This is a genomic window from Streptomyces sp. CNX435 (assembly GCF_059570575.1).
On sequence record NZ_JCANTA010000012.1, the window covers coordinates 21,232 to 40,421 of the forward strand.

Here is a 19,190-nt window from a genome sequence, read left to right on the forward strand (position 1 = left end):
CGGCCGGGCCACACGGTCAGTCGTTGCCGGTCCTGTCAGTCGCCACCCTGCAAGATGGCCACCAGGCGCAGCATCTCCAGGTAGATCCAGACCAGGGTCAGGGTCAGCCCGAAGGCGGCGAGCCACGCCTCGTTCTTCGGGGCGCCGTAGGCGATGCCGTCCTCGACCTGCTTGAAGTCCAGGGCCAGGAAGCACGCGCCGAGCACGACGCCGATGATGCCGAACAGGATGCCGAGGCCGCCGCTGCGCAGGCCCATACCGTCGCCGCCGCCGATGAGCGCGGCGAACAGGTTGACCGCCATCAGCAGCACGAAGCCGATGGCCGCGCCGATGACGAACCGCTGGAACCGGGCCGTGACCCGGATGATGCGCAGCTTGTACGCCACGAGCACACCGAAGAACACCGCCATCGTGCCGAGCACGGCCTGCATGACCGCGCCGTCGACGTAGGTGTTGAAGTACTCGCTGATGATGCCGAGGAAGACGCCCTCAAGGACGGCGTACGACAGGATCAGGGCGGGGACCGGGCGGCGCTTGAACGCCTGGACCATCGCCAGGCCGAACGCGCCGAGCATGGCCACCAGGCCGATGCCGAGCGACTTCTCGCCGTCGAAGGTGATCCAGGAGGCGACGGCGGCGACGATCACCAGGCCGAGCGTCATGCCCGTACGGGACACGACGTCGTCCATGGTCATACGGCCGCCGGCGGGTGCCGCGTGCGGCGCCCACTGGCCCTGCTGCTGGTCCGCGGGCGCGTACGGGTTCCGCGGGGCGGCACCCGGCTGCTGCGCATACGGGTTGGTGCCGGGCTGAGCGGCGTACGGGTTGTTGCCCTGGGCGACAGCGGGGCCCCCGGCCTGCGACGGCGCGTTGAAGCCTGCCGAACCGCCCTCGCGGCTGAACCCCCGTCGCGTGAAGACCGGGTTGCTGCTCCTCATCTCACTCCTCCATGGCCGCACTGCGCGGCCTTGAGACAAGAGTAATGGGTGGGCAAAGACATCGCGCCAGACCTCAGGAGGATCTTTCACGAGGCTTTTCCGAACTCTTTCCCGGGGGCCGGGTAAGCAAGCGCTCATTAATTGAGGCCCGCGTCACAGTACGAGAACCGTGACCCCCTCACTACGTACGGGTAACTTCGCCCCAGGACCCTGCCCCTCCGCGTCCCCCTGGGAGCCGTGATGCCCGAAGCCGTGATCGTCTCTGCCGCCCGCTCCCCGATCGGCCGGGCCGGGAAAGGCTCGCTGAAGGACGTCCGTCCGGACGACCTCACCGCGGGGATCGTCCGGGCCGCCCTCGACAAGGTGCCGGGGCTGGCCCCCGGGGACATCGACGACCTCATGCTCGGCTGCGGCCTGCCCGGCGGCGAGCAGGGGCACAACCTCGGCCGGGTGGTCGCCGTGCAGCTCGGCATGGACCACCTCCCCGGCTGCACGATCACCCGCTACTGCTCCTCGTCGCTGCAGACCACGCGGATGGCGTTCCACGCCATCAAGGCCGGCGAGGGCGACGTCTTCGTCTCGGCGGGCGTGGAGACGGTCTCGCGGTTCGTGAACGGGTCCTCCGACGGCATGCCCGGCACCCACAACCCCCTCTTCGCCGAGGCCGAGGCGCGTACCGCGGAGCGCCAGGAGAAGGGCTCGGCCTTCGACGGGGGCGGCTGGCACGACCCGCGCGAGGACGGCCTGGCGCCGGACGTGTACATCGCGATGGGGCAGACCGCCGAGAACCTGGCCCGGGCCAAGGGCGTCACCCGACAGGACATGGACGAGTTCGGCGTACGGTCGCAGAACCTCGCCGAGAAGGCCATCGCGGAGGGCTTCTGGGAGCGCGAGATCACGCCCGTCACCACTCCGGACGGGACCGTTATCAGTAAGGACGACGGCCCGCGGCCCGGCGTGACGATGGCGGGGGTCGCGGGCCTGAAGCCGGTGTTCCGCCCCGACGGGCTGGTCACCGCGGGCAACTGCTGCCCGCTGAACGACGGCGCCGCCGCGGTCGTCGTGATGTCCGACACCAGGGCGCGTGAGCTGGGTCTCACGCCGCTCGCCCGGATCGTCTCGACCGGCCTGTCCGCGCTGTCGCCGGAGATCATGGGCCTGGGCCCGGTGGAGGCGAGCAAGCAGGCGCTCGCGCGGGCCGGGATGACGGTCGGCGACATCGACCTGGTGGAGATCAACGAGGCGTTCGCCGCGCAGGTCATCCCCTCGTACCGGGATCTGGGCGTCGACCTGGACCGGCTGAACGTCAACGGCGGCGCCATCGCCGTCGGGCACCCCTTCGGCATGACGGGCGCGCGGATCACCACGACGCTCATCAACTCCCTGCAGTGGCACGACAAGCAGTTCGGGCTGGAGACGATGTGCGTGGGCGGGGGCCAGGGGATGGCGATGGTGCTGGAAAGGCTGAGTTAGTTAGTTCCCCGTTGGTTCCCCGAGTTCGTACCCGTTGTTGCGGAACGGACGCGTGGGGCGCGCGAGACGCGTGCCGCGCCCCGTCGCGCGGCGGTAGGACCAAAGGCCCGCCCTATTCATGCCATTTTCCGCTAGGGGTGGGGTTCTACGCTCCGGCAGGCTGAGGTAGAACAAGGGGGTCCTACAGCAATCGGGAGTCCGACAGTGAGCGCCACCAACTTCGCCGTCCTGCTGGCCGCCGCAACCCTGCTTGGCGCTGCCATGCTCGGCGCCGCCGTGCTGCGGGCGGTGGGCGGGCTGCGCCGCGAGGTCGTCCGGCTCCGCGCCGACCTGACGGCGCAGGCCGCGGCGCGGAACGTCGGAGAGCGGGCGCAGGCGGCCCCGAAGACGGCCACGGGGTCGGCGGCGGCCACCGCGGACACCGCGGCCACAGCTGACGCCGCCACCGCCGACGAGCTGCGCGCCGTGGGCGAGGCCGCTGAGGCAGCCGCCGAGGCCGCGGTGCCGGCCGCCCGGTCCGTACCGGCCGCGGAGATACGCATCGCCGTCGCCCAGGCGCTCGCCGACGAGCGGGAGCGCGAACTGGCCGAGGCGCGGGCGTTCTGGGCCGAGCAGGAGGCGCGCGACAGCATCGACGCGAGCCCGTTCCCGGGCGACCCCGTCGACTTCGGCGGCGAGGTGTTCATACCGCGCCAGGCCGACTTCGCGGGCTTCGAGCCGCTGCTCGACCCCATGGACCGGATGGACCGGCTGGACCGGCCGGATCACGTGGAGCCCGCCGAGCCCACCGAGCCCGACGACATCGCCGCCGCCGCGGACGCGCCGCCCGCCGAGGGCGAGTCGGCCGAACTGGCCGCCGCCCGCCGGCGCCACCCCTCACACCCCGACTTCCGCCCGCAGCAGTCCCGATCGGAGGGAGCCGACCACGAGCACACCGTGAACCGGCTGGAGGACCTGGCCGCGGGCCGTACGCCGCTGACGGACGTGCGGCTGGGCCCGCTGGGCACGCTCGACGTCTACGTCTTCGCCGACGGCACCACGCTCTGCCTCTCCCCCGGCCACCGCGACACCGCGGAGCGGCTGGCGGACGCGCTCGACGGCGGCGCGGAGCCGGTGCTGCTCGGCGGCTCGGCGATCAGCGGGGCGTTCGCGCTGACCTTCGACTGCGCGGGCGAGAGCGTCTACATCCTCGCGGACCGCGTCATCGCCTCCCTCTGAGCCGTACGTTCCCGAGGCGTACGGACCCGAGGCGTACGACCCCGAAGCGTACGACCCCGAGGCGTACGGGCCCGTCAGCCGCCCGCCGGCGCCCCGTTCAGAGCCGTACGTCCCGTACCACCGCCAGCGCCTCCGCGAGCCCCTCCGCATCCCCCGCCGCCCGCAACGCCTCCGCCAGGTCCCGCCCCGCGACGGCCACCTGGTCCCCCACCGCGAACTCCCCCGCCGCCGGCATCTCGTACGGCGTACGCCCCGGCGCCTCCAGCCGCTGCGCCCGCGCGGTCAGCTCACGCGCCAGCGCCAGCCCGGTGGCCGCCGCCCCCGCGCGCAGCCGGCTCTGCGGCAGCGACCGCAGGCGGTCGGCGACCCGGTCAACGGCGGTCACGAAGTCGAGCACGTCGAGCACGAGCCGAGCCTAACCCGCCGGTAGCCCTCGGAGGTTCGAGCCGGCCCGCTCCAGGTGGTTGTCAATCGGCGCACCCTCAGGCACGGTGCTGAGAAGGACTGCATACCGGAGGCGCCGATGTCCCAAGTCTTCTCCGCAGAAACCCACCGGAACCTGCTCTCCCGCATCCCCCATTGCACCGGCCGTGAAGTCTCCGACTGGCTGCAGACCGTCGAAGACGGTCCCTGTCTCCTCCGCTTCGAGGAGAAAGTGAGCTGGCTCCGTGGCGAGCACAACCTGGCGTACGGCCACGCCAAAGCGATCATCCACGAGTACGACCTGAGGCGGGCCGCGCGCAAACTGCTCTAGGAGGGGACGAGCGCACCCCTGGCGCAACAACCGAACACCGGCACACGGCACGGCGAAGGGCCCGCGGGAGGGCGACCCCCCTCCGCGCGGGCCCTTCCCACACGGGCGCGACGGCCCGTCTCCCCCGCCCCCTTGGCTCATCCCCGGCACACCGCGGGTATCCAGGCCCTGCCGCGCGCCCGCTCACCACGAGCGAGCCTGGGCCAGCAGGTGGGCGCGTACCGCGGCGATGTGCGGGAGCGAGGCCGTCGCCGTACGGGTGGCGAGGTAGAGCGTGTTGATCGGCGGCAGCTCCGGGTCGAGCAACTGCACCAGCCTGCCGGAGGCCAGGTCGGCGGCGCACAGGTAGCGGGGCAGCACGCTGATCCCGGCGCCGGCGGCGACCGCGGCCTGTACGCCACGCAGGTCGGGCACGATCACCGCGGCGCTCGCCGTGGCGCGGGTGCCGAAGATCGTCCGCCAGTATCTGCGGATGATGGGCAGGTCCTCGGCGTAGGCGACAAGCGGCACGTCGCGCAGTGCACGGGCAGGGGCGTGGGTGAGCCGGTCGGAGTCGATCCGCTCCGCCCAGGTGGGGGCCGCGACCAGGACGAACTCCTCGTCGGCCAGGGCGGTGGCGGTGACGGCGCGGCGGCGCGGGCGGAGGGTGGAGACGACCAGGTCGAACCGGCCCGCGGCCAGGCCGGCGAGCAGGTCTTCGGCGAGGCCGTGGGTGACCCGCAGCCGTAGGCCCCGGCCCGTGAGGCCGGCCAGCGCCGGCAGCACGCGGGCGGCGGTCAGCTCCGCCGGGCCGGCCAGGTGCACGGGCTTGGCGAGCGGGTCGCGCGGGCCGAGGCGGCGCGCGCCGGCGGCATCCAGTGCGTCGACATGCGGGGCGATCTCGCGGGCGAGTTCGTCGGCGACCGAGGTGGCCGCCACGCCCCGCGGCAGCCGCTGGAACAGCTCCATGCCGAGGGCCGACTCCAGCGCCTTGATGTGCGCGCTGACGGTCGGCTGCGCCAAGCCGAGGTGCTCCGCGCCGCCGGTGATCGAGCCGGCGCGGTGGACGGCGAGGAAAGTACGCAGCAGAAACAGGTCCATCGCGCTCCCGTCGGGCTGGTGTGCCATCGGTTATCCGATGGCAGCGGTGATGTCTGGCTATTGGTCTCTGATCGGGCGTCAAGCCTACGGTGGGCCGCACCGACACGGTCACGACGGGCCGGCGGGCCGGGTGAGCACGCTCGGACCCGCCGGGAGGAGATCATGAGCACGGACGCAGGCAAGGACGAGAAGCCACGCTCGCCGGTCGGCCGGCGCCACGCGCTGGTCGCCGGCGGCGCGGCCGGGCTCGGCGCGCTGCTCGCCGCCGCGAGCGCCGGCGCGGGCGCCCCGGCTGCCGCCGCGGCCGACCGCGGGCCGCGGGCCGCCGCGGGGGCGGCGGGGGCGGCGGGACCGGCGGCGGCACCGGAGCCGGCCGGGGGGACGGTGCCGTGCCTGGCCGACGGGAGCGTCGGCCCGTACCACCTGGGCTTCGTGGTACCGGACATCGAGCGCACCATGCGGGACCTCACCGGGGCCGTCGGCACCGAGTGGAACGAGGTGCGCGAAAGCACGCTGGGCGACTGGGACTACCGCATCGTCTTCTCCCGCCACGGCCCGCTCTACACCGAGCTGATCGACGGGCCCCCGGGCAGCCCGTGGGACTCCTCCGCGGGCGCCCGCTGCGACCACCTCGGCTTCTGGGCCGGCGCGATCGACGCCTGTGCGCAGCACCTCGTCGCGGCGGGTTTCCCGCTGGACTTCGACGCCCGCCCCCACGGCCGTCCCTTCACCTACCACCGCATGCCCGGCGACATCGGTCTGCGGCTCGAACTCGTCGACGTCTCGGTCCAGCCGGAGTTCCTGGAGTCCTGGGATCCGGACGGCGCGACCATGCCCCCTTTGTCCTGCTGATCCGGCCGACGGCCCGGGCCGCGGTCGAAGGATCGGCCGTACGGCCCTTCTCCTACTCGCTCTTGATGGCCGCGAGCATGTTGAGCCGCGAGGCCCTGCGGGCGGGCCACAGCGCCGCCAGCGTGCCCACCAGGGCCGCGCCGGCGAGGAAATAGGCCATCCGCTCCCACGGCAGCACCAGCGTGTACGTGTCCAGCGAGCTGGAGATCAACTCGCCGGCAGCCCAGCCGAGGAAGACCCCGAGGCCGATGCCGAGCACCCCGCCGAAGAGCGAGATGACCAGCGACTCCAGCCGCACCATGCGCTTGACCGCGCGCCGGTCCAGGCCGATGGCGCGCAGCATGCCGATCTCCTGGGAGCGTTCGAAGACCGACATGGCCAGGGTGTTGATCACGCCGAGGACCGCGACGAGGACGGCCATGCCGAGCATGGCGTAGAGGATGTTCAGCATCATGCTGATGAGCCCGGCGATGGCCTCGGAGACGTCCTCCTCGTTCATCACCGCGATGGCCGGGTTGTCGCCGAGGGCGGCCTCCAGCTTGTCCTTCATGGCGTCGCTCTCGCCGCCCTCGGTCTTCAGCCACACCTCGAAGTCGGCGATCTTGTCCAGGTGCGCGTTGACGACCGAGGTGTCGAGGATGATGCCCTTGATCATCTCGTTGCCGTGGTAGAGGCCGGAGACGGTGAGCGTGCCCTTGGCGCCGTCCTGGTACGTCACCTCGATGGTGTCGCCCCTCTTCCAGCCCTCGTCCTCGGCGGTGTCCTCGTCGACGATCGCCTTGGCGGCGCCGCCGCCGGCCGGGACGCCCTCGGCGAGGCCGTCGAACGAGCCCTCCGTGAAGTCCAGTTCGAGCAACTGCCCGATGTTCTCGCCCCGGACGGCGGTGAGGTCCTCCTCGTCCCCGCCGATGTCGACGGGCACGGCGCGCAGCGGGGAGGAGGCGGTGACCTCGTCGAGTTCCGAGAGCTTCTTCTCCACCTCCGGGCTGAGCGGGGTGAAGTTCGACATGGAGACCGAGTAGTCGGCCTTCATGGCGTCGGTGGCCATCTTGTCGATGGCGTGGGAGACGCCGCTGCCGATCACCGTCAGGCCGGTGATGAGGGTGAGCCCGATCATCAGCGCGGAGGCGGTGGCGGCGGTGCGCCGCGGGTTGCGTACCGCGTTCTGGCGGGCGAGCTTGCCGGAGACGCCGAACATCCGCAGCAGCGGGGCGGAGAGCGCGATCAGCGGCCGGGACAGCAGCGGGGTGAGGACGAAGATGCCGACGAGCAGCACCGCGGCGCCGCCGCCCATGAGTGCCTCGCCGTCGTCGGAGGTGGTGCCGGCGACGACCATCAGCGCGCCGCCGGCCGCGATGAGCGCGCCGATGGTGTTGCGTACGACGAGGCTGCGCGTGGTCGCCTGGGCGTGCACGCTGCTCATCGCCGCGACCGGCGGGATCTTCGCGGCCCGGCGGGCGGGCAGCCAGGCGGCGAGCACGGTGACGACGATGCCGACGGCGAGCGAGATGATCACCGTCGTGGGCGAGATGATCAGCGGCCCGTCGGGCACGGCGCCGCCGAACTGGCCCATCAGCGAGCGCAGCCCGGCGCCGATGCCGGCGCCCGCGGCGAGCCCGGCGAGCGCGGCGGCCGTGCCGACGGCGGTGGCCTCGAAGAGCACCGAGCGCGTGACCTGGCGGCGGCTGGCGCCGACGGCCCGGAGCAGGGCCAGCTCCTTGGTGCGCTGGGCGACGAGCATGGTGAAGGTGTTCGCGATCAGGAAGATGCCGACGAAGAGCGCGATGCCGGCGAAGGCGAGCATGCCGGTACGCAGGCCCTCCATGCCCTGCTCGATCTCCCTGGCCTGGTCGTCGGCGAGCTTGGTGCCGGTGAGCGCCTCGGCCTCGGCGGGCAGGATCTTCCCGGCCTCGGCCCGCAGCTGCTTCTCGGAGGTGCCGGGGGCGGCGGCGAGGTCGATCTCGGTGTACTCGCCGGGCTTGGTGAAGAGGTCCTGCGCGGTCTTCGTGTCGAAGAGGACGAGGCTGCCGCCGGCGGCGACGTTGCCGTCGTCGGTGGTGAAGATGCCGGTGATCTTCGGTTCGAGTACGGGGCCGTCGACGGACATCCGCGGGGTGTCGCCGACCTCGTAGCCGGTGCGCTCGGCGGTCTTGGCGTCGATGGCGATCTCGTTCGCGTTCTCGGGGGCGCGGCCGGCGCGCATCGGGTAGCGGGGGTCCTCCCCCCGACGGCCGTCGCCGCCCTCGCCGGCGTAGTAGTTGGCGCCGCTGGTGGACCAGCCGTTGCCGACGAGGTCGCCGTCCTTGTCGGCGAGTGCGGCGAAACCTGCGACGTTGCCGGTGGCGGACTTCACGCCGGGCAGTGCGGCGGCGTCGTCCAGCAGCTTCTGGGTGAGCGCGGGCGGCTCGCCGGGGCGGCCCTCGTCGGCGTCGTCGTCGGGCTGGAGGCGTACGTCGACGTGGTCGAAACCCTCTTCCGAACTCTTGGTGTAGGCGTCGGAGATGGTGGAGGTGAAGACCAGGGTGCCGGAGACGAAGGCCACGCCGAGCATGACGGCGAGCACGGTCATCAGCAACCGGGCCTTGTGCGCGAACACGTTGCGCAAGGCGGTGCGAAGCATATGGGGTCAGTCCTGTTGGGGTGAGAAGCCGGTAGCGGGCGGCCTTCTGGGTCGGCGAGCGAGGCTCAGCTGACCCGGTCCGGCGTCGAAACCCGGGGGGTCTGGGGGGCCGGGCCCCCCGGAAGGTGCCGCATGGTGTCGAGGACCTGCTCGGCGTTCGGGTCGCGCAGCTCGTTGACGATGCGGCCGTCGGCGAGGAACACGACGCGGTCCGCGTACCCCGCGGCCACCGGGTCGTGGGTGACCATGACGACGGTCTGGCCCAGCTCGCGCACGGAGTTGCGCAGGAAGCCGAGCACCTCGGCGCCGGAGCGGGAGTCGAGGTTGCCGGTGGGCTCGTCGGCGAAGATGATCTCGGGCCGGGCGGCCAGCGCCCGGGCGACGGCGACGCGCTGCTGCTGACCGCCGGAGAGCTGGCTCGGGCGGTGCTTGAGCCGGCCGGCGAGGCCCACGGTCTCCACCACCTGCTGCAGCCACTGCTGGTCGGGCTTGCGGCCGGCGATGTCCATGGGGAGCGTGATGTTCTCCAGCGCGTTGAGGGTCGGCAGCAGGTTGAACGCCTGGAAGACGAAGCCGACCTTGTCGCGGCGGAGTTGGGTGAGCTTCTTGTCCTTCAGGCCGGTCAGCTCGGTCTCGCCGATGCGGGAGGACCCGCCGGAGATGGTGTCGAGGCCGGCCATGCAGTGCATGAGGGTGGACTTGCCGGAGCCGGACGGCCCCATGATCGCGCTGAACTCGCCCTGCATGAACGCTACGGAGACGCGGTCGAGGGCGACGACCTTCGTCTCGCCCTCGCCGTAGACCTTCGTCAGCTCGGTGGCGCTGGCCGCCGCTACGGGGGCGTAGGCGGTACCGCGGCCGGAGGTGCCGGGGATGGTGGTGGTCACGGCGGTGGGCTCCTGTCGGACGGTGGGGTGCAACTGTCCCGTCCATCGTCTCGGCGGATCCGGTGGACCGGATCAGCCCGCACTCCGGTTCCGGGCGCGACCGAGGAGGTACTCGGGTGCCCGCCGGCTCCTCCTCGGGTATGACCCGCACCCTGAGAGAAGAGACGGACGAGGGTCTCCAGAGGGGCATTTAGGGTCGTGGAATTTCATCCGAGGACTTCTTCGACAACTCGGGCCTAATTCAAGCCAACATCAGTCCGTAGATGGCCAGTTCGGCCCATCCGCACCGCTACTCTGGTTACGCGCCATGCGGCGGCCCGTACGCAGCGTGTGCGGGCCGGAAGTCCTGCCCGGATGGTGGAAAGCAGACACGGCGACCTTAAAAGTCGCTGGCCTTCGGGCCGTGCCGGTTCAAGTCCGGCTCCGGGCACCTCCCGGCAAGAGGTCGTCGACCTGCGAAGACGACTGGTCAGCACGGTGACCCCGCCCCTCCGGGGCACCGCTGACGCCCGGTTCGGCCTCGCCCCGGCAGTCCGGAACCGGCCACTCGGCGGAAACGTTCACTCCTACGTCGCCGCCCCCGTTCCGGAGCCCCCGCGGCGCCCCGGGCGCCCGGCCGCCGCTTCTCATCGGTTCCTCAGAATCCGCAGGTAGCCTCCCGCGCACGCGATGGGCAACCCTCGGCGGGAGGAGCGGAAGTGGCGCGCGGGATGGTGGCGCTGGCGCGGGCGGCGGTCGTGGTGCGCGCGGGCGCGGCACCGCTGTGGTGGCTGGGTATCGCCGCCGCGGCGGCGGGTGCCTGGCAGGACGGACTGACCGGGCAGTGGATCGGGCTCTACGCCGGGGCGGCGCTGTTCCTCGTCGTCGCCCCGGCCGTCTGGGCGGTGCGCCGCGGGCGCTGCCTGGCGGCGGCGGAGAAGGCCCAACGGGCGGGCCGCGGCGCGGTGTTGCAGGACCGGGCGGTGACCGTACGGGCATGGCGGCGGGCCCGGCGGTGGTGGCTGGCGGCGGCGTTCGCCGTCGCGGCCGGCTCGGCCGCGGCCGTGCCGATCGCCGGCGGGTTGGCACTGGCCGGGGCCGGTGCGGGGCTGCGGGCGAAGGCGGCGTGGCTCGGGCGCTGGGAGCGGGAGCAGGAGGCGCTGCTGTGGCTGCCGGTCGACGCCGTCACCCGCCGGGGTGCGGGCACGGGCGGCGGGGGCGCGGCGTATGCCCGTACGGGCATAGCCGCGGGCGACGCGCTGCCGGGCGGCGGCGTGCGGCGGGGCTCGCCGGCGGCCGTCTGACGGCGGGGCGCGGGCGGGCGCCCGCCCGCGCCCTGGCCGGATCCGGCGGCCGGATCCGGCGACGGGCTCCGGTGCGGGATGCGCGGTACGCAGGGCCGGCGATATTCACGTTCCGGAAATTCCGCACTCCTGGCACCGTTCGCGGCACCGCTTACACCCAATTCAACGGCACAAGAATTGGCGGCGTTAAGTGAATAACAACGTTCCGCATTACCCGCGTAGTTGCCGCCAATATCACCGTGAACGCGTCGAAACAACGTCAGCGGAAGAGGCCGAGCGGGACCGTGCGGGCGAGGAGCGCGTAGCCCTCGGGGTTGAGGTGGAGGTGGTCGCCGGTGTCGACGGCGGGCAGCAGGGCGCGGGGGTTCGCCGGGTCGCGGGTGGCCGCGTCGAAGTCGACGACGGCGTCGAAGCGCCCGCTGGTGCGGATCCAGTCGTTCACGCGCTGCCGGGTCTCCTCACGCAGCCCGGCCGGGTCGTCGTACAGCTCGTTGCCGCCGAACGGCGTCAGCGTGGCCCCGTAGACGCGGATGTCCTGCGCGTGCGCGCGCGTGACGATCTGGTCGTACGCGGCCGTCAGCTCGTCTTCGACCGCCCGCTGCGCCTCCTCGGTGGCCGGCGCCGTGCCGATGTCGTTGACGCCCTCGAAGACCAGCAGCCACCGCACGCCGCTCGTCGCCAGCACGTCGCGGTCGAGCCGGGCGAGGGCGTTGGGGCCGAGGCCGTCGTCGAGGACGCGGTTGCCGCCGGCCGCCTGGTTGACGACGGCGACGGGCGGACCGTCGCCGCTCTCCCGCAGCAGGTCGGAGAGCTGGTCGGGCCAGCGGTCGTTGCCGTTGGTGGTGGAGCCGCGGCCGTCGCTGAGGGAGTCGCCGAGGACCGCGACGGCGGCGGCGCCGTCGGGGACCTGGGCCTCGACGCCGCTGAGGAAGTACCAGTGGTCGGTGGCCGTCGCGCCGGGCAGCGCGGCGGCGTCGGTGTGGTCGCCGGCCAGCAGGTACGAGGTGGTGCGAGAGCCCGGGTGCGAGGTGACGTCCGTCGATGCCTGACCGTCGGCGAGGTACAGGGTCACGGTCAGGTTGGCGCCGGGCGCGACGTCGAGGCGTACGGGGTCGGAGACGACCTGCGCGCCGACGGGGACCGTCGCGGCCGGCCGGCCGCTGAACGTCAGCGGGCGCGAGCTGCCGGGCACGATGCCGTCGACGCCGGCCGCGCCGCCGGCGGGGAGGGCGACGGCGGCGCGGGTGATCGGCAGGTCGGCGCCGCCGAAGGCGTTGGAGAAGCGGAACCGGAGCTGGTCGCCGGGGACGGTGACGCGCACGGTCTGGCGCAGGGTGGCGTCCGCCAGCACGCCGTCGTCCTGGGTGAACGGCGGGGGCGGCATGTTCGCCGGCTCGGTGAGCTGCGGCATCGAGGTCCAGGCGGCGACCCACGGCGCCTGGTCGCCGGGCGCGGCGGCTGCCGTTTCCGGGGGGCCGGCGGCGGCGGGGGCGAGGCCGCGTAGCGCGTGGGCCGCCACCGCCACGGCCGCGACGAGGGCCATGACGAGGGCGGCGGCGAGCCAGGGGCGCAGGGCGGGGCGGCGGTCACGGGGACGTCGGTACACGAGCTGGGGCATCAGCGGCTCCCGGAGCGTGAGGGCGAAATATTTCGAAAGCAGTGCCGAAAATTTCAGCTCGTACGCTACGGTCGCCCGCCGCCTCGGTCAACGGCGACGCCCGGACGAGTACATGCCAATAGGACCCGGGGTGATCCCCGGGCGCGCGGAAGGTGTTCCCTGCCGGTACAGGACGTCGTCAGCGAATCCGGACCGCTCCGCGGGCCAAGTCGGCCGGGCCCTGCCGCCCCCCGAGCCCCCGAACCACCCCGTGCGCCGGGACTCTCTACTCCCAGTCGGACCGGCTCTTCTCCGCGCGGCGGCGGCGGAAGAGTCCCGTGGCGTGCACCGCGTTCACGACGACGATGCCGCCCCAGGTCACCAGCAGCCCGGGCAGCCCCTCGTTGACCACGCCGATCGCCGACAGCGGGATCGCCAGCAGCATCGAGACCGCGGCGAACCCGAAGCGCTCGCCGAACGTGCCCTCCGCCGAACCGGCACCCGGCTGCGTGCCCCGGGCGACCTGCATCTGCTGCTCGGCGAGCTGGCGGCGCAGCCGGGTGTCGAACGTCCCGTCCATCCGCTGCTGCACCTTTTCGAGGAAGCCCTCGATCAGCTCTTCCTCGTACTCGGGGCCGAGATCCCTGCGGGTCTGCAGGGTGGCGTCGAGTTCCTTCTTGATCTCCGGGTCCTGCGCACTCATACCCCGTACGGTACGGAGCCCGCGCGCAAACGTGCAGTAGTGCTACCCCCCCAATTCGATCCGGTGCGCCCTTGCCGTCGTGCATACGGTCATGCAGAGTCGTCGTGCAGTGAATAGCACATCGGATCCGGAGGTGGGATGGTCTCCGCCGACGCGGGCGCCCGGCTGCAGAAGCTCTTCGAGGGGCGCCGGCTGACGCCGACCCAGCGCCGCATCGCGCACTGCATGGTGCGCAGGGCCGCCGACGCGCCGTTCCTGTCCAGCGTGGAGCTGGCGGAGCTGGCCGGGGTGAGCCAGCCGTCCGTCACCCGCTTCGCCGTCGCCCTCGGCTTCGACGGCTACCCGGCGCTGCGCCGCGCGCTGCGCGAGGCGGGTCTCGGCGAGGCGGGGCTCGGCGAGCCGGCGGGACGAGCGGATCGGAACGAGTACCAGCAGGCCGTCCAGGCCGAGATCGAGAACCTGCACAACCTCTCCGCGCTGCTCGCCGACCCCGCCCCGGTCGAGGACGCCGGCCGGCTGCTCGCCGCCTCCCGGCCGCTGCCCGTGCTCGGGCTGCGCGCCGCCGCGGCGCAGGCGCGCGGCTTCGCGTACTTCGCGGCGAAGGTGCACCCGGACGTCCGGGTCCTCGACGAGGCCGGCTCCATGCTCGACGACCGCGTGGACGCCGCCGCCCGCGCCGGCGCCACGGCGCTGCTGTGCTTCGCGCTGCCCCGCCACCCGCGGGAGCTGGCGGACGCGCTGCGCACGGCGCGCGCGACGGGGCTGACAGTGGTCACGGTGGCGGACAGCTCATTCACGCCGGTCGCGCAGGACAGCGACGTCCTGCTCCCGGCGGCGGTGGGCACGGGGCTGTCGTTCGACACGGCGTGCGGGCCGATGCTGCTGGGGCGGGTGCTGCTGGAGGCGATGTGCGACGCGCTGCCGGAGGCGCAGGCGCGGCTGGAGGAGTTCGACGCGCGGGCGGCGGAGCGGGGATTGTTCCTGGACTGAGGAGGGGGGTCGTCCGTGGCCCGGGGAAGGGGAGCGCGCCCCCGGTGTCCGTACGGGTCCGTACGGACCGGGGGTCCCGGGCGTGTACGGACCGGGCGGGCCATGCGGACCGGGGTCCCGGGCCCGTACGGACCGGGCGGGCCATGCGCACCGGGGTCCCGGGCCCGTACGGACCGGGCGAGCCATACGGACCGGGCGAGCCGTACAAGCCGGGCCGGCCGGGCGGACCGGGGCGGCGCGCCCCTACCCCCGCTCCCCCACCGGCCGGGCCGCCGGCTCCGAGTCCGCCGCGGGCTCCGTCGTCACCCGCCGCCTGCGCCGGTGCTTCAGCAGCGCCCACGGCGCGCGGCCACCCGTCGGCCCGGCCGGCGCGACCTCGGTGCCGCCCCGCCCCGCGGCCTGCGCCGCGGCCTTGGCCACCGGGAGGTAGCCCTCGTCGCGGCGGACGTCCGGCCGCTCCTCCTCCGCCGGCCACAGCCCCAGCGCCGCGCTGAGCGTCGGCAGCACGGCCATCGCGGCGGTGGCGTACCCCTCCGCCGACGGGTGGAAGTTGTCCGGCCCGAACAGCTCCCGCGGGTTGGCCTCGAACTCCGGCCCCAGCAGCGACCCCAGCGACACCGTGCGCCCGCCGCGGTCGAGCACCGCGATGGTCTGCGCCGCGGCGAGCTGCCGGCTCATCCGGCGGGCCAGCCAGCGCAGCGGCTGCTGCACCGGCTCGATCGTGCCCAGGTCGGGGCAGGTGCCGACGACGACCTCCGCGCCGGCGTCGCGCAGCCGCGCGACGGCGTCGGACAGGCAGCGCACCGACACCGCCGGCGGCACCCGGTGGGTGACGTCGTTGGCGCCGATCATGATGACGGCGACCTCGGGCCGCAGCCCCTCCTCGTCCAGCAGCAGCGTCACCTGCCGGTCCAGGTCGTCGGACTGCGCCCCGGACAGCGCCACGTTCCGCAGGTCCACCGGCCGCTCGGCGATGGCCGAGAGGCCGGAGGCCAGCAGCGCCCCCGGGGTCTGCCGGGGGCGGTAGACGCCCTGGCCGGCGGCGGTGGAGTCACCGAGGAACGCCAGCTGCACCGGCCGCACCCCGCGCCGCCGGCCGAACGCCGCCCCGTACCGCCCGTCGGCCCGCGGCGGCTCCTCGTCGCTGCCGCCGACCCGGCGCCGCGCCAGGTGCACCTCCGCGACCAGCACGCCCAGCGTCGCGCCGCCGAGGAGGCCGATGCCCCCGCCGCCGTACGCCGCCGCCGCGGCGATCCGGCGCGCCGCCCTCGCCCTGGTCATCGACATCGCCTCTCCGTTCCGGGCCGGCCCCCGTGTGTGCGTGCCGTATGCCCAGTCGTGTCCCGCCGTGTCCCGTGCTGTGAGCCCGTAACGCCGCCGCCGGCCCTTTCGTTCCTGCCCACCCCGCGGCCCGTACCGCTCCCTGCCTGCTCTGCCTATGCCTATGCCTACGTCTCTGTCTACGCCGTCTCCCGGCCCCCCGCCCCGCGGCGCGCGGGCACCCAGCGCCGGCGGCGGTCTACGCGCGTGCTAACACTGTGTTGCCCGGCCAGGTGGCCGCCTCAATCACCTGCCGGGAAGCCTTACGCTGGGCTCGCCCTGACAGCCCCGGACCCTGGAGTGAACGATGCAGTTTCACGAGTCGATCACCGATCTGGTGGGCAACACGCCCCTGGTCAGGCTGGGCCGCGTCACCCAGGGCATCCGGGCGACGGTGCTGGCGAAGGTGGAGTACTTCAACCCCGGCGGCTCGGTGAAGGACCGCATCGCGCTGCGCATGATCGAGGCGGCCGAGCGCTCGGGCGCGCTGCGCCCCGGCGGCACGATCGTCGAGCCGACGTCGGGCAACACCGGCGTGGGGCTGGCGATGGTGGCCCAGCAGAAGGGCTACAAGTGCATCTTCGTCTGCCCGGACAAGGTGTCCACCGACAAGATCAACGTGCTGCGGGCGTACGGCGCGGAAGTCGTCGTCTGCCCGACCGCCGTGGACCCCGAGCACCCCGACTCGTACTACAACGTCTCCGACCGCCTGGTCCGCGAGACCCCCGGCGCCTGGAAGCCCGACCAGTACAGCAACCCCGACAACCCGGCGTCCCACTACCACTCCACCGGCCCCGAGCTGTGGACGCAGACCGACGGCCGCATCACCCACTTCGTCGCCGGCATCGGCACCGGCGGCACGATCTCCGGCACCGGCCGGTATCTCAAGGAGGTCTCCGACGGCGCCGTGCAGATCATCGGCGCCGACCCGGAGGGCTCGGTGTACTCCGGCGGCTCCGGCCGCCCGTACCTGGTCGAGGGCGTCGGCGAGGACTTCTGGCCGGACGCGTACGACCGCGGAGTGGCGGACGAGATCGTCGCGGTCTCCGACAAGGACTCCTTCCGCATGACCCGGCGGCTGGCCCGCGAGGAGGGCCTGCTCGTCGGCGGCTCCTGCGGGATGGCGGTGGTCGCCGCGCTGCGGGTGGCGGAACGGCTGGACGAGAACGGCGTGGTGGTCGTGCTGCTGCCGGACAGCGGCCGCGGCTATCTCTCGAAGCTGTTCAACGACGACTGGATGGCGGACTACGGCTTCCTGGAGGAGGCCGGCACCGCGAGCGTCGCGGACGTGCTGCGGGACAAGGAGGGCAGCCTGCCGTCGCTGGTGCACATGCACCCGGAGGAGACAGTGGGCGAGGCGATCGAGGTGCTGCGCGAGTACGGGGTCTCGCAGATGCCGGTCGTCAAGCCGGGGGCGGGACACCCGGACGTGATGGCGGCGGAGGTCGTCGGCTCGATCGTGGAGCGCGAACTGCTGGACGCGCTGTTCACCCGCAAGGCGGAGCTGGACCACCCGCTGGAACAGCACATGTGCCCGCCGCTGCCGCAGGTGGGCTCGGGCGAGCCGGTGGCCGACCTGGTGGCGGTGCTGGAGGGCGCGGACGCGGCGGTGGTGCTGGTGGCGGGGAAGCCGACGGGCGTGGTGTCGCGGACGGACCTGCTGGCGTACCTGGCGAAGGGTGCCGGGCGGGCCTGAGGACTGATCTCGCCCCAGTTATCCACACCCTTCGCATGTGTGTCACTACTCACCGCTACGATGCGTTCGTATCGGGGGATAACGACACCTTGGGAGGGGAAGATTGTCGGATCGCCTCGCCGTCGACGGCGACGAACTGGAGCGCTTCATGCGATTACTGAAGCGCTCGGTGCGGTTGCTCGAAGGAGTGCACAAGGCCCTGCGCGACTCCACCATCACCGGACTCGGCACGGACGACCTCGATGACGCCTGCCAGGACTTCCAGGACGACTGGAAGTACGGGACCGGGCAGATCGGTGAGCAGGTGGAGGAACTGGCGAAGATCGTCGAGGACAGCAAGGAGAGTTACGCCGAGGTCGACAAGGCCCTGGAGGAAAATCTGACGAAGGCTTCCCAGGGAGGCGGCACATGATGAACGGCGACATTCCCGGCTTAGACGGCGACCGGCGACCGCGCGGCATGTTCGCCGACTTACCTATGACCCAGCCCCAGGGACTCCAGCCGGGCACGGTCCCCGACACGTATCCGCACCTGGGCTTCAACCCCGCGCCGGGCAGCACGGACACCGTCAAGGCCCTCCGGGCCAAGCTCATCAAGTGCGCGGACGTGCTCGAAGAGACCCGCGACATGATCACCAAGCTGATGGACGGCAGCTACTGGAAGGGCGACGCGGCCACCGCCTTCCGGGACCAGCTAGAGGACGGCCCGCTCCCGCTGAACCTCAAGAACGCCGCCCACTCCATCAGGAAGGCCGCCAAGCAACTCGACCGCTGGGAGTTCGACCTCGGCGAGTTCCAGGACCGCGCCAACCGCTTCAACGAAAAGGCCCGCGAAGCGCGCGAGACCCTCGGCGACGCGGAATCCAACGCCGACGCGGCCAAGCGGGACGCCGGCGGCGGAGAGAAGTCCGACGACGAGGACGAGGCGAAGGCTACGATGCGCCGCCTCAACGCGGCAGTGGCCCAAGCCCAGGCGGACCTCGAAAGCATCCTGTCCAGCGCCCGCAACCTCGCCTGGGAACACGAGAACAAAGCCAGCGACCGCGCGGCACGGATCCGCGACGCCACGGACAAACTGGCCCCGCAGGAACCGGGCTTCTTCGCCAAGGCCGCGGCCTGGATCTCGGAGAACCTCCCGGACATCCTCAGCATCGCGGCAGGCGTGGTGGCCCTGGCCGCCCTGACGATCGTCACGGGCGGCACGGCCACGGCAGTGCTGCTGCTGGTGGCGGCAGGGCTGAGCCTGGGCGCGCTGGTGCTCCGGTTGACCAACTCGGAGGTGTGGTCGTCCCTGGTGGATGGCTTCACGAAAGGCCAATTCGACTCAGATTTCTTCTCCAACCTGGTAAGCGTGAGCGCCGATGCGCTGGGCGTGATTCCCGGCTTGACTGCAGTAGGGCAGGGAATCAGACTCGGCGCGGGCGCTATTCGGACAGGTACCGAGGCTCTGACACTCGGCCAGAAGTTCGGCACTGTGGGCAGCCGTGTCATGACAGAAGCGCAAGGAATCGCCGCGCTGGACAACCCCGTGCTGACTCGCATTGTCCATGGCGTGCGGCTGCCTGATTCGGCGAAAGATGTGATTCAGATCGCCGCAACTTCCAGCGGTGTGCTCTCTGGGGGAGCTGGCCTGCTCACTGACAACGAGGGTGTCGGCATTTCAGGTACTGCCATTGGCGGCCTGGAGATCGCAGGGATCGGCAGTGGAGAGCTGATCGCCCTCATACCCCGCGTTTTCCCCTGACAACAGCCCTAGCAGCAATCTCGAATGAGGTCTCTC

General features: G+C 72.5%; 17 protein-coding genes and 1 tRNA gene. 10 read left to right on the forward strand and 8 right to left on the reverse strand.

The window, feature by feature from the left end:
* Positions 1-35 precede the first annotated feature (35 nt).
* The gene (locus tag T328_RS20320; RefSeq protein WP_496497529.1) at positions 36-938 is read right to left on the reverse strand and encodes a Bax inhibitor-1/YccA family protein; all 903 of its coding nucleotides are present in this window, start codon (positions 936-938) and stop codon (positions 36-38) included.
* A gap of 240 nt (positions 939-1,178) precedes the next feature.
* Between T328_RS20320 and T328_RS20325 the strand changes: the two genes are divergently transcribed.
* Positions 1,179-2,411 (forward strand): acetyl-CoA C-acetyltransferase, encoded by a 1,233-nt coding sequence (locus tag T328_RS20325; RefSeq protein ID WP_496497530.1) that lies wholly within the window; start codon positions 1,179-1,181, stop codon positions 2,409-2,411.
* Between the two features lie 204 nt (positions 2,412-2,615).
* Positions 2,616-3,629 (forward strand): hypothetical protein, encoded by a 1,014-nt coding sequence (locus T328_RS20330; RefSeq protein WP_496497531.1) that lies wholly within the window; start codon positions 2,616-2,618, stop codon positions 3,627-3,629.
* Between the two features lie 97 nt (positions 3,630-3,726).
* On the opposite strand, the gene T328_RS20335 is transcribed toward T328_RS20330, so the two are convergent.
* Positions 3,727-4,035: a hypothetical protein gene (locus T328_RS20335; protein WP_496497532.1), complete on the reverse strand. Its 309-nt coding sequence runs from the start codon at positions 4,033-4,035 to the stop codon at positions 3,727-3,729.
* A 117-nt stretch (positions 4,036-4,152) separates the two neighbouring features.
* Between T328_RS20335 and T328_RS20340 the strand changes: the two genes are divergently transcribed.
* Positions 4,153-4,383, forward strand: coding sequence for a DUF4287 domain-containing protein (locus tag T328_RS20340; RefSeq protein ID WP_047016108.1), 231 nt, complete (start codon positions 4,153-4,155; stop codon positions 4,381-4,383).
* A gap of 183 nt (positions 4,384-4,566) precedes the next feature.
* Here the strand turns inward: T328_RS20340 and T328_RS20345 are convergent, their stop codons facing one another.
* Entirely contained in the window at positions 4,567-5,490 is a 924-nt protein-coding gene (locus tag T328_RS20345) for a LysR family transcriptional regulator (RefSeq protein ID WP_496497533.1), read from the reverse strand.
* 135 nt (positions 5,491-5,625) lie between these two features.
* On the opposite strand from T328_RS20345, the gene T328_RS20350 reads away from it, so the two are divergent.
* Complete coding sequence (locus T328_RS20350) at positions 5,626-6,315, forward strand: VOC family protein (protein WP_496497534.1); 690 nt, start codon at positions 5,626-5,628, stop codon at positions 6,313-6,315.
* Between the two features lie 52 nt (positions 6,316-6,367).
* On the opposite strand, the gene T328_RS20355 is transcribed toward T328_RS20350, so the two are convergent.
* The gene (locus tag T328_RS20355) at positions 6,368-8,935 is read right to left on the reverse strand and encodes an ABC transporter permease (protein WP_496497535.1); all 2,568 of its coding nucleotides are present in this window, start codon (positions 8,933-8,935) and stop codon (positions 6,368-6,370) included.
* Positions 8,936-9,000: 65 nt separating this feature from the next.
* On the reverse strand, positions 9,001-9,822 hold the full coding sequence (locus tag T328_RS20360) for an ABC transporter ATP-binding protein (protein ID WP_496497536.1): 822 nt from the start codon (positions 9,820-9,822) through the stop codon (positions 9,001-9,003).
* Between the two features lie 348 nt (positions 9,823-10,170).
* Here T328_RS20360 and T328_RS20365 point away from each other — a divergent pair.
* Positions 10,171-10,252: transfer RNA gene (locus T328_RS20365), tRNA-Leu, on the forward strand.
* A gap of 268 nt (positions 10,253-10,520) precedes the next feature.
* Complete coding sequence (locus T328_RS20370) at positions 10,521-11,105, forward strand: hypothetical protein (protein WP_496497537.1); 585 nt, start codon at positions 10,521-10,523, stop codon at positions 11,103-11,105.
* A 259-nt stretch (positions 11,106-11,364) separates the two neighbouring features.
* On the opposite strand, the gene T328_RS20375 is transcribed toward T328_RS20370, so the two are convergent.
* Positions 11,365-12,723 (reverse strand): SGNH/GDSL hydrolase family protein, encoded by a 1,359-nt coding sequence (locus T328_RS20375; RefSeq protein WP_496497538.1) that lies wholly within the window; start codon positions 12,721-12,723, stop codon positions 11,365-11,367.
* Between the two features lie 265 nt (positions 12,724-12,988).
* Complete coding sequence (locus T328_RS20380) at positions 12,989-13,405, reverse strand: hypothetical protein (protein ID WP_496497539.1); 417 nt, start codon at positions 13,403-13,405, stop codon at positions 12,989-12,991.
* A gap of 138 nt (positions 13,406-13,543) precedes the next feature.
* Between T328_RS20380 and T328_RS20385 the strand changes: the two genes are divergently transcribed.
* A complete protein-coding gene (locus T328_RS20385) occupies positions 13,544-14,395 on the forward strand; it encodes a MurR/RpiR family transcriptional regulator (RefSeq protein ID WP_496497540.1) in 852 nt (283 codons plus the stop codon).
* 243 nt (positions 14,396-14,638) lie between these two features.
* Here the strand turns inward: T328_RS20385 and T328_RS20390 are convergent, their stop codons facing one another.
* Complete coding sequence (locus T328_RS20390; RefSeq protein ID WP_496497541.1) at positions 14,639-15,682, reverse strand: SGNH/GDSL hydrolase family protein; 1,044 nt, start codon at positions 15,680-15,682, stop codon at positions 14,639-14,641.
* 340 nt (positions 15,683-16,022) lie between these two features.
* Here T328_RS20390 and T328_RS20395 point away from each other — a divergent pair, with 340 nt between their 5' ends.
* The 3 genes from T328_RS20395 to T328_RS20405 all read left to right on the forward strand — a co-directional run bounded on the left by T328_RS20395 (position 16,023) and on the right by T328_RS20405 (position 19,154).
* The gene (locus tag T328_RS20395; protein WP_496497542.1) at positions 16,023-17,411 is read left to right on the forward strand and encodes a cystathionine beta-synthase; all 1,389 of its coding nucleotides are present in this window, start codon (positions 16,023-16,025) and stop codon (positions 17,409-17,411) included.
* A 103-nt stretch (positions 17,412-17,514) separates the two neighbouring features.
* Entirely contained in the window at positions 17,515-17,823 is a 309-nt protein-coding gene (locus T328_RS20400; RefSeq protein WP_496497543.1) for a DUF6317 family protein, read from the forward strand.
* On the forward strand, positions 17,820-19,154 hold the full coding sequence (locus T328_RS20405; RefSeq protein ID WP_496497544.1) for a hypothetical protein: 1,335 nt from the start codon (positions 17,820-17,822) through the stop codon (positions 19,152-19,154). Before T328_RS20400 ends, T328_RS20405 begins: the two co-directional genes overlap by 4 nt.
* Positions 19,155-19,190 lie beyond the last annotated feature (36 nt).

What these genes read in the sequence shown, in the direction of transcription:
- T328_RS20320 (WP_496497529.1), bottom strand. Translation starts at nt 938, where the DNA reads ATGAGGAGCAGCAACCCGGTCTTCACGCGACGGGGGTTCAGCCGCGAG.
- T328_RS20325 (WP_496497530.1), top strand. Translation starts at nt 1,179, where the DNA reads ATGCCCGAAGCCGTGATCGTCTCTGCCGCCCGCTCCCCGATCGGCCGG.
- T328_RS20340 (WP_047016108.1), top strand. Translation starts at nt 4,153, where the DNA reads ATGTCCCAAGTCTTCTCCGCAGAAACCCACCGGAACCTGCTCTCCCGC.
- T328_RS20345 (WP_496497533.1), bottom strand. Translation starts at nt 5,490, where the DNA reads ATGGCACACCAGCCCGACGGGAGCGCGATGGACCTGTTTCTGCTGCGT.
- T328_RS20350 (WP_496497534.1), top strand. Translation starts at nt 5,626, where the DNA reads ATGAGCACGGACGCAGGCAAGGACGAGAAGCCACGCTCGCCGGTCGGC.
- T328_RS20355 (WP_496497535.1), bottom strand. Translation starts at nt 8,935, where the DNA reads ATGCTTCGCACCGCCTTGCGCAACGTGTTCGCGCACAAGGCCCGGTTG.
- T328_RS20375 (WP_496497538.1), bottom strand. Translation starts at nt 12,723, where the DNA reads ATGCCCCAGCTCGTGTACCGACGTCCCCGTGACCGCCGCCCCGCCCTG.
- T328_RS20380 (WP_496497539.1), bottom strand. Translation starts at nt 13,405, where the DNA reads ATGAGTGCGCAGGACCCGGAGATCAAGAAGGAACTCGACGCCACCCTG.
- T328_RS20385 (WP_496497540.1), top strand. Translation starts at nt 13,544, where the DNA reads ATGGTCTCCGCCGACGCGGGCGCCCGGCTGCAGAAGCTCTTCGAGGGG.
- T328_RS20390 (WP_496497541.1), bottom strand. Translation starts at nt 15,682, where the DNA reads ATGTCGATGACCAGGGCGAGGGCGGCGCGCCGGATCGCCGCGGCGGCG.
- T328_RS20395 (WP_496497542.1), top strand. Translation starts at nt 16,023, where the DNA reads ATGCAGTTTCACGAGTCGATCACCGATCTGGTGGGCAACACGCCCCTG.
- T328_RS20405 (WP_496497544.1), top strand. Translation starts at nt 17,820, where the DNA reads ATGATGAACGGCGACATTCCCGGCTTAGACGGCGACCGGCGACCGCGC.